Origin of the sequence: Streptomyces sp., assembly GCF_019510245.1 — a bacterium.
Taxonomy (GTDB): Bacteria; Actinomycetota; Actinomycetes; order Streptomycetales; family Streptomycetaceae; genus Streptomyces.
On record NZ_JAEKKT010000322.1, the window covers coordinates 1 to 5,368 of the forward strand.

Consider the following 5,368-nt stretch of genomic DNA (forward strand, 5'->3'; position numbering starts at 1 on the left):
AGAAGGTGGCCGGCTGGAAGCTGGAGACCTTCCTCACCTCGGCCGCCGCTCAGGAGCAGTTCAGCCACGCGACCGGATATGTGCCGGTCAACACCAAGACCGACGCGTCCTCCGCCCAGCAGGCGTACCTCAAGGCGAATCCCAACTTCCAGACGTTCACCACCCAGATCAAGAACACCCCGATCGCGTCGGCACCGGCCGGCTGCGTGACCGGTGCGATGACCGCCATCCGCACCGGCAACATCAACCAGATCCAGGCCGCCTTCGCAGGCCAGAAGTCGATCGACGCGGCGCTCGACCAGGCAGCCGCCGACGCCAAGAAGGCGATGAAGGCCTACCAGGGCCAGCGAGGCCAGTAGCCGACCCAGCCATCACCATCACCGCCACCGCCACCGCCACCGCCAGAACAGAAAGGGATGACCTTGACGGACATCCGCTACGGCATTTTCCTCCGGCCCGACCCGGCCACGTGCTGGGCCGTCACCCAGGTGACGTTCGCCCTGGACCGGCAGTTCGGACTCGTATCGGCAGGGGCGTTCCCACCGCACGCCACCCTCATCGGGAATCTGTGCACCCGCGCCACCGAGGCCGAACTCATCGCCGCCCTCGATCCCGTCTTCGAGAACGTCACGCCATTCCCCGTCTACAACCAGGGCATCACCCGGACAGGGACAGGCGCCTACGAATACAACATCAATCTCGACACGTCGGGGAACCGGCCCAACGAGCCGCTCGGCCGAGTCGCCGGCGCGGTGGCCAAGGCGGTGGCACCGCTCTCGGTCCCCGTCGACGACTTCCTGGTGACCCCGGTGGCCGGGTACAGGTTCGCCGCGCATCTCGGCCTGGCAAGCCACGAACTGGCCGTCGACAACCGGCTGAGCAAGGAGGTCGGGGACTTCCTGGCAGGCCTCCCGGTGCACGCGCCCGAGTCCTTCGCCGCACGCTGGTACTCACTGTTCGAGTTCCAGGCCGACTGGAGCAGCCACTGGTGGGAGAACATGTCGTGGCGCCACCTCCACTCGTGGGAGGCCGTATGACACCCTCCAGGGCAACCGCCGCGAGCGTTGTCATCTTCGATCTCGGTGAAGTGCTCGCCACCCCGACCGATCTGTACGCATCTCTGGCGGCGCGCCTGTCCCAACGGCCTGCGGCTGTGGAAACCGCCTACTGGGCGCACCGTGACGCGTACGACCGGGGCGGTACGGCACAGGCCTTCTGGACCTCAGTCCTCACCGATCTCGGCACCCCTGTGACACCCAGCCTCATCGCCGACCTGACCTACATCGACACCCAAGCGTGGACGACCATCCGTCCTGACGCCATGTCCCTCCTCAAAGCCCTGTCGGACAGCGGCATCCGCGTCGGGGTACTGTCCAACGCGACACTCGAGATGGCCACGGCCGCCCGCGCGACCCCGTGGGCCGAGTACATCACCGACTGGTTCTTCTCGTGCGAACTCCGCCTTGCCAAACCCGACCCCGCGATCTACCACCACGTCACGAAGGAACTGGCGCTCCCGGCCGACTCAGTCCTGTTCATCGACGACCGCCTGGTGAACGTGAACGCCGCCCTGGACGCCGGCTGGAACGCCCACTTGTGGACCTCGGGCCCGGACACCACGGACCTGCTGACCGACCTGGGACTGCTCCGGCCCGTCTGACCACGGTTGGGCACGGGTCTCCCTACAGCTTCGCATCCCGAAAGGCCCACGACGCTATGCGCGTTACCTCTGAGACGTCGTCCGACGGCGTCTTCGAACAGCTCTTCCTCCTCGGTGACATCCCTGGAGCGCTGTGGACTCCACAAGGTGCCGACGGGTCCCGCCCCCTGATCGTCTTGGGGCACGGCGGCGGTCAGAGCAGGAAGGCCCCTGACATCGTGGCCCGTGCGCGCCGTTTCGTGGCCGAGTGCGGTTTCGCCGTGGTGGCTGTCGATGCGCCCAGCCACGGTGACCGGCCGGAACATGAGGAGTTCACCCGGATTGCGACCGAGTACGAGGCCCGGCTCGGCGCCCGTGAGGGACTGGCCCCGCTGATCGCCGACTTCCAGGCGCTCGTTGTCGGCCAGATTGTGCCGGAATGGCAGACAGTCCTCGACGCGGTCCAGATGCTAAGTCACGTTGGCATTGGGTCAGTTGGCTACTGGGGTGTGTCGCTGGGCTGCGTGATCGGCGTCCCGCTTGTCGCCACCGAACCGCGCGTCCGGGCGGCGGTGCTGGGCCTGGCCGGTTCCGAGGTGTCAGCCGAGGCCGCCGCGCGGATAACCGTCCCGGTTGAGTTCCTCGTGCAGTGGGACGATGAACGAGTGCCACGGACCCAGAGCCTGGCACTGTTCGACGCCTTCGCCTCAACCGAGAAGACACTGCACGCCAACCCCGGCAAGCACGGTGAGGTCCCGGCGTTCGAGATGGACAGCGCGCTACGTTTCTTCGCTCGACACCTTGGCTGATGTCGCCAGATGGGAGCGTTCAGCGCGCACTGGCCAGAGTGTGGCCGGCGCGGCAATAGGACTTGCCCGGCGGGTGGCAGCACACTTGCCGTTTTCCCGGGGAGGCGGTGTTGAACTGCCATCGACGTACTGCGCGAAACGCCCTTCTGGGACCGGTACTCCGAGGTCGTCGAACTCGCCACCCTCGGTGCGCTGTCGCCGCCGACGTCCCGTTCTCGTCACCCCTCCGACATGGCTGTCTGGCGGGCTGCCTCGCGCAGGGCGGAGACGGCCGGTGCGTTGCGGTGGTCCGGAAGCCAGGCCAGTTCGGCCGTGGAGAGGCCCAGTTCGGGGCAGTCGACGTAGGTGATGCCGGCGCGCGGGTACAGGCGGCGGGCCGCGGAGGGCAGGAAGGTGATCGCCCTCCCTTGGGTGACGGCGAGGACCATGGCCTCGGTGTCCCTGACGACGGGGCCGAAGCGGACCGTTGTGCCGTCGGGGCGGGGATTGACGGTCAGGTGGTTCCACCATGACCGGGGCACTTCCGGCGGCATGTCGACGACCATACGATCGGCGAGGTTGCCGAGCGTCAGGATGTCCCGGCCGGCGAGCGGGTCATCGGCGGACAGGCAGACCACCCGCGTCTCGGTGGCCAGTTGGAGGGACTGGATCCCGCCGGGCAGGGGGCCGCGGAGGAAGGCGGCGTCGACCTCCCCGGTGAGCAGAGTGCTGAACATGTCGACGAAGGTCAGGTTGCGGACCTCTATCTCGAGATCCGGGTGCTTTCCGCGCAGGCGGGACAGGATGGCCTGGGCGTAGGGCATGGCGGCCTCGGCCCCGAGGCTGCCGATCCTCAGGAGCCCGCGCGCCGCGCCGGCATGACGGTCGGCCGCCTGACGCAGCCGGGCCATGGCATCGACCACTGCCCCCGCCTCCTCGGCGATGGACCGGCCGACCGCGGTGAGCCGCACACTTCCGCCGCCGCGTTCGACGAGTACGACACCGAGCCGCTGCTCCAACGACCGGATCTGCTGGCTGAAGGCGGGCTGAGTGACGTAGACCCGCGCTGCCGCGCGCCCGAAGTGAAGCTCCTGCGCGAGAACCAGAAAGAGCCGGAGTTGGTGGAAGCTCGGCTCTCGTTTGGCACCGGATCCGCCACCAGGACTCATAAACGAAAGTTTATCGACAAGAAGGTCATCCTCTCCCAGCTCTCGGCTTTCCCCTCCAGACCCACTACATCAGGATCTATGGGGCCGACTACCTCCCTTCGCAAGGAGCCACTTGCTTCGTATCCACTTCGGCTGGCGCGATCTGGAGAACATCCGGATCGCCCAACAGCCAGAACCGCTGTGGGAGTTGATGTGCGCGGTGTGCCGCCTCCAGACGTCCCAGGGGCTGGTGGAGTTCGGGCATTGGCGCCGCGAGACAGGTCGGCGGCTGTCGCGGGACCGACGCGCCTCGCATGCCCTGCACACCCTGCGCAGCGTCATCCCGGCCTCCGGCTACATCCCCGACTTCCTCACGCCTTCGGCCACGGGCGAGTGCCTGGAGGCGGGGCTCGACACGCTACGGGCGACGCCCCGTGATCGATTAGCCGCGGAACTGACGCGATTCGCCGACACAAGGCCGGTGCCGGGCTGGATGCGTGGCCCCCACGAACCGGCCGTCGCCTCGCTCACACTGGTCTCCGACGCTCTACGGGCCTCGTTCCGGACACTCCTGGAACCCCACTTTGCGCGATGGAACCCGCCGTATCTGGAAGTCGACTATCCCGTCGACCGGGAACTGCGGCTGGAAGGGCGGGGGTTGACGCTCGTGCCGTCGTACTTCTGCTGGCGCAGACCCACGGCCCTTGCTGATCCCGACCTCGACCCGGTCCTCGTCTACCCCGTCATGAAGCAGCCGCTCGACATCGCGAAAGCCGGCGAGGAGCGGCTGGAACGATTGCTCGGGCGGACGAGAAGCGCTGTTCTCGTCGACGTGGCCGGTCATCGCACCCGTACCACCACCGAGTTGGCGCGGGCTCTCGGGCTCGCACCGGCCAGTGCGAGCTATCAGGTAGGTGTCCTGCGCGGTGCGGGACTCGTCGTCAGCAGGCGCGACGGCAAGCACGTCGAGCACACGGCGACGCCCCTGGCCCTCAACCTGCTGGCCGGCACCGGGACGACGTTTCGAAGAGGTTCGAAAACATAGCGGCCCGTGCAGGGGCGTGGCACTCTTTTCGCAACCGTTGACGACCAGGGAGAACCACATGGGGCGTGCCGTCAAGGCTGCGCTGATCGCGCTCTTGGTGCTCGGCTGTTGCTCCGTCATCGCCACCAGGTCGGCACCGCCCCAGAGCGTGACGATGACGGCGCCCTAGCGGGCGGGAACAACGTCGGACACGACCGATGGGGGAACAAATGAACGTGCACAAGCGGGCGATCACCGTGGTGTTCCTGGCTGCAATCGCCCTGGGATCAATCGGCGCACCCGCCATGGCGGCACCGATGCCGTGGGAAACCAGCAAGGTGCCGGCCGTCCCGGCCGCGTCCGACGGGCCGAACGGCACCGTCACGGTCCAGTGCGGGCCTCCCTGCTACCAGTAGGCGCCGCGAGCCTCGCCATTCGCATCAGCTCGGTTCATGCTGACCCGCACGGCGGTTCGACTGCCACCGATCGCCCGCGCTGGGGCCGGACACCGACCCGTCCGCGCCGACCGGCGGCAGCGCTCAGTGGCTGCTGAGCATGCCCTCGCGCAGGCGGGCCAGGAGGCGAGTGATCAGGCGGGAGACGTGCATCTGGGAGACGCCGAGGTGTTCGGCGATCTGGGCCTGGGTGAGTTCCTCGACGAAGCGCCAGTGGATGATCTTCCGGTCGCGTTCGTCGAGTTCGGCGATCATCGGTGCGAGGGCGTGGAAGTCCTCGACCAGGCCGAGCGCCGGGTCCTGGTTGCCGATGA

At 67.7% G+C, this 5,368-nt stretch carries 8 protein-coding genes; 6 read left to right on the top strand and 2 right to left on the bottom strand.

Annotated features, from left to right (window positions below; genetic code table 11):
• The 4 genes from JF597_RS50055 to JF597_RS50070 form a co-directional block, all read left to right on the top strand.
• On the top strand, positions 1-359 hold a 359-nt coding region (locus tag JF597_RS50055), incomplete at its 5' end, for a hypothetical protein (RefSeq protein ID WP_294012866.1).
• Between the two features lie 57 nt (positions 360-416).
• Positions 417-1,037: a hypothetical protein gene (locus tag JF597_RS50060; RefSeq protein WP_294012869.1), complete on the top strand. Its 621-nt coding sequence runs from the start codon at positions 417-419 to the stop codon at positions 1,035-1,037.
• Positions 1,034-1,660, top strand: a complete 627-nt coding sequence (locus JF597_RS50065; protein WP_294012872.1) for an HAD family phosphatase — start codon at positions 1,034-1,036, stop codon at positions 1,658-1,660. The genes JF597_RS50060 and JF597_RS50065 overlap by 4 nt, the downstream gene beginning before the upstream one ends.
• A 56-nt stretch (positions 1,661-1,716) precedes the next feature.
• Positions 1,717-2,448 (top strand): alpha/beta hydrolase, encoded by a 732-nt coding sequence (locus tag JF597_RS50070; RefSeq protein WP_294012875.1) that lies wholly within the window; start codon positions 1,717-1,719, stop codon positions 2,446-2,448.
• 218 nt (positions 2,449-2,666) lie between these two features.
• On the opposite strand, the gene JF597_RS50075 is transcribed toward JF597_RS50070, so the two are convergent.
• The gene (locus JF597_RS50075) at positions 2,667-3,596 is read right to left on the bottom strand and encodes a LysR family transcriptional regulator (protein ID WP_069759918.1); all 930 of its coding nucleotides are present in this window, start codon (positions 3,594-3,596) and stop codon (positions 2,667-2,669) included.
• Between the two features lie 112 nt (positions 3,597-3,708).
• On the opposite strand from JF597_RS50075, the gene JF597_RS50080 reads away from it, so the two are divergent.
• A complete protein-coding gene (locus JF597_RS50080) occupies positions 3,709-4,620 on the top strand; it encodes a helix-turn-helix domain-containing protein (RefSeq protein ID WP_294012880.1) in 912 nt (303 codons plus the stop codon).
• A 209-nt stretch (positions 4,621-4,829) separates the two neighbouring features.
• On the top strand, positions 4,830-5,015 hold the full coding sequence (locus tag JF597_RS50085) for a hypothetical protein (protein ID WP_294012883.1): 186 nt from the start codon (positions 4,830-4,832) through the stop codon (positions 5,013-5,015).
• A 123-nt stretch (positions 5,016-5,138) separates the two neighbouring features.
• Here JF597_RS50085 and JF597_RS50090 read toward each other — a convergent pair.
• Positions 5,139-5,368, bottom strand: a 230-nt coding sequence (locus tag JF597_RS50090; protein WP_294012886.1) for a sigma-70 family RNA polymerase sigma factor, incomplete at its 5' end; no start/stop codon positions are given.

What these genes read in the sequence shown, in the direction of transcription:
- JF597_RS50060 (WP_294012869.1), top strand. Translation starts at nt 417, where the DNA reads ATGACCTTGACGGACATCCGCTACGGCATTTTCCTCCGGCCCGACCCG.
- JF597_RS50065 (WP_294012872.1), top strand. Translation starts at nt 1,034, where the DNA reads ATGACACCCTCCAGGGCAACCGCCGCGAGCGTTGTCATCTTCGATCTC.
- JF597_RS50070 (WP_294012875.1), top strand. Translation starts at nt 1,717, where the DNA reads ATGCGCGTTACCTCTGAGACGTCGTCCGACGGCGTCTTCGAACAGCTC.
- JF597_RS50075 (WP_069759918.1), bottom strand. Translation starts at nt 3,596, where the DNA reads ATGAGTCCTGGTGGCGGATCCGGTGCCAAACGAGAGCCGAGCTTCCAC.
- JF597_RS50085 (WP_294012883.1), top strand. Translation starts at nt 4,830, where the DNA reads ATGAACGTGCACAAGCGGGCGATCACCGTGGTGTTCCTGGCTGCAATC.